Here is a 3,149-nt window from a genome sequence, read left to right as displayed (position 1 = left end):
CAACGCCTCCCGGCCCCAGTAGCCGCGCGCGACGCCGTCTCCGGCGATGTACAGCTCGCCGACCGCGCCGACCGGCACCGGCTGCAGCTGTCCATTCAGCACGTAGATGCTGACATTGTCCGCCGGACGGCCGATCGGCACCGACGCGTACAGGTCGCGCGCCGGATCGTACGCATGGATCATACAGCCGACGACCGTCTCGGTCGGCCCGTATTCATTGTAGATCGTCACCTTGCCCTCGAATCGCTCGTCTACCCGTCGCGCCAGCCCGGTATCGAGAGCTTCGCCACCGACGATCAGGCTCCGCAGCCGACGCGGCCGATGCTCACTCAGCAGCAGCAGCTTCAGATGCGTCGGCGTCAGCTTCAGCAGATCGACCTGATCCGCCGCCGCGATCTCGGCGATCGCCGCCGTCTTGTCCGCGTCGGCGCTGATGACGACGCTCCCGCCAGTCAACAGCGGCACATACAGCGACGTCACCGTCAGGTCGAAGGCGATCGACGAGTAGAGCGCCGCATCGACCGGCTGTTCGTTCGCATACATTTTGCGCGCCCACCAGATATAGTTGACCGCGCCGCGATGCGGCACCATTACGCCTTTGGGCTTGCCGGTCGAACCGGATGTATAGATGAGGTACATGAGCTGCGACGGCGAGACGGCAATTCCGGGATTGTCCTTATCTAAGCCATCCGCTTCGCCTCTCAGCGCCTCCACCGAGGTCTCCTCCGCGATATCGAGCCACGGCACGCCCGCCGGCACTAGTCCGGCCAGCCTCGCCTCGGTGAGCAGCAGCTTCATCCGGCTGTCCTCGGCAATGTAGCGGATGCGCTCGGACGGATACGCCGGATCGATCGGCACATAGGCCGCGCCGGCCTTGAGCACGCCCCAGATCGCCGCGATCAGCTCCGGCGAATGATCGGCCAGCACGCCGATCCGCTCCTCTGCCGCGACGCCGCGCCCTAGCAGCGTCCGCGCCATCCGGTTCGCCCGCCGGTTCAGCTCGGCGTACGTCCAGCTCCGCTCCCCTTGACGGATCGCGATCTGCTGCGGCGTCTGCCGCACTTGCCGCTCGAACAGCTCATGCATCGCTTGATCGCTCGGGTACGCTGCCAGCGGTCCATGCCACTCCTCCACCGTCCCGCTCCGTTCCGACTCGCTCAGCAGATCGATCTCGCCGATCGGCAAGTCGGGCGTGACGGACACGATGCGCAGGAGCTCGACGAATTGCCTGGACAGCTCCTCTATCGTCTCCTGTCGGAACAGATCAACGCCATACTCCAAGGACCATTGCAGTTGATCCCCCGCAGCCGTCACGACAAGCGTCAGGTCCACCTTGGCTGGCTCATGCTGCAAGCCATCGTACGGACGTATCGTCGTCTGCTCGCCTAGCTGGCTTTCCGAGGTGCCGCTATCCTGATTGTGCAGCACAAACATGACGTCGAACAACGGATTGCGGCTAATGTCGCGGCGAAGGTTCAAGCGGTCTACCAGCTCGTCGAAGGCAAAGTCCTGATGCCCGAACGCTTCGAGCGCGTGCCGCATCACTTCCTTGACGAAGGCTGAGAAAGGCAGCTCCCTGCGCGGCTTGTTGCGCAGCGCCAGCGTATTGATAAAGACGCCGATTAGTTGATCGGTGTCCGCATGATTGCGCCCGGCGCTCGTCGTCCCGATCACGATATCCTCCTGGGCGGTATACTTGGCCAGCAGCACATTAAACGCCGCGAGCAGCGCCATATATTGCGTCGCGCCGGTAGCGGAGCACAGTTGATGGAGTCCTTGCACGACATCGGCCGGAACGTCAAAATCGACGCGCTTGCCGGCGAAGCTCTGCTGGGCCGGACGCGGGTAATCGAGCGGGAAGTCCAACTGTGGAACCTGATCCTTGTACAGATCCATCCAGTAGGCCTCATGCTCTCTCGTCGCCAGGCTCTGCTCCCGCTGCCACATCGTGACATCCTTATATTGAATCCGCAACGGCGCAAGCTGCTCCCCGTTGTACAGCGAGAAGAGATCGCGGAAGAAGATGCTCACCGACACGCCGTCGGTCACGATATGATGCATGTCGAACAGCAGAACCGATTGCTCCGCCCCCACTCGCAACAGCTCAAGCCGCACCAGCGGAGCCTCGCTGAGGTCAAACTGCCGGACAAATCCGGTCAAATGCGCGTCCAGCTCCGCCTCCGACACGTCTGTACAAGTGAGGCGGATCGTCGCATTTGGATGAATCCGCTGCACGAGCTCGCCGTCAACCCAGGCGAACGAAGTGCGCAACGTCTCGTGTCTCGCAGCGAGCGCTTGCGCAGCCTCGCCTAACCGGGCGATATCGAGCGGACCGTCGATCCTGTAGGCATACGGCACGTTATAGGCCAGCTCTGCTCCTTTGAGGCCGCTCAGCGCATACATTCTTTTCTGTACGAACGAGGCGGGGTAGAACGGACGCTGCGAGCTCGGCTCGATCGGCGTATACATTTTGTAGAAGACACGGTCGACGGTCAACGGCGCGGTCAAGTCGCCCTGCGCGGCTCGATCCGGATCGAGATACGCCGCCAGTCCCTCGATCGTCGGCGCGTCGAACAGCGTCTGCAGCGGCACCGTCACGCCATATTCCTTCTGCACCTTGGACAGCATCAGGATCGCCTTGAGCGAATGGCCGCCATGCTCGAAGAATCGGTCTCCCCGGCCGATCCGCTCCACGCCCAGCACCTGCTGCCAGAGCTGCGCCAGCCGGCTCTCCGTCTCGCCCTGCGGCGCTGCATAGCCTCCCTGCACAGGCGCATCCTTCTGCTCCATGAGCTGCCGACGATCCGTCTTGCCGTTGGGCGTCACCGGCAGCGCCTCCAGCTGCACGATCGCCGAAGGCAGCATATACTCCGGCAGCCGCTCCGCCAGATAGCTGCGCAGCGCCTCCGTCTCGACTGGACGGTCCGCCGTCACATACGCCCACAGGCTTGCGCCGGCTTCCCCTTCCTGTCGGGCCACGACTGCCGTCTCGCGGATCGCCCCTTGCTCCAGCAGACATGCCTCGATCTCGCCTGTCTCGATCCGATAGCCGCGCACCTTGACCTGCTCATCCTGCCGTCCGAGGTAGAGCAGCGTACCGTCCGCCGCGCGGCGCGCCAGGTCGCCGGCCCGGTACATCCGCCGTCCCG

Annotated in this window: 1 protein-coding gene; it reads right to left on the bottom strand. The window is 63.7% G+C overall.

Features of this window, described 5'->3' with window-relative positions; genetic code table 11:
- On the bottom strand, positions 1–3,149 hold a 3,149-nt coding region (locus PA598K_RS34910; RefSeq protein ID WP_128661291.1), incomplete at both ends, for a non-ribosomal peptide synthetase.

The organism is Paenibacillus sp. 598K (assembly GCF_003851045.1).
Lineage (GTDB): Bacteria > Bacillota > Bacilli > Paenibacillales > Paenibacillaceae > Paenibacillus_D.
Note: the sequence above shows the minus strand (reverse complement) of the source record. Positions and strands in the feature narration are given on the sequence as shown.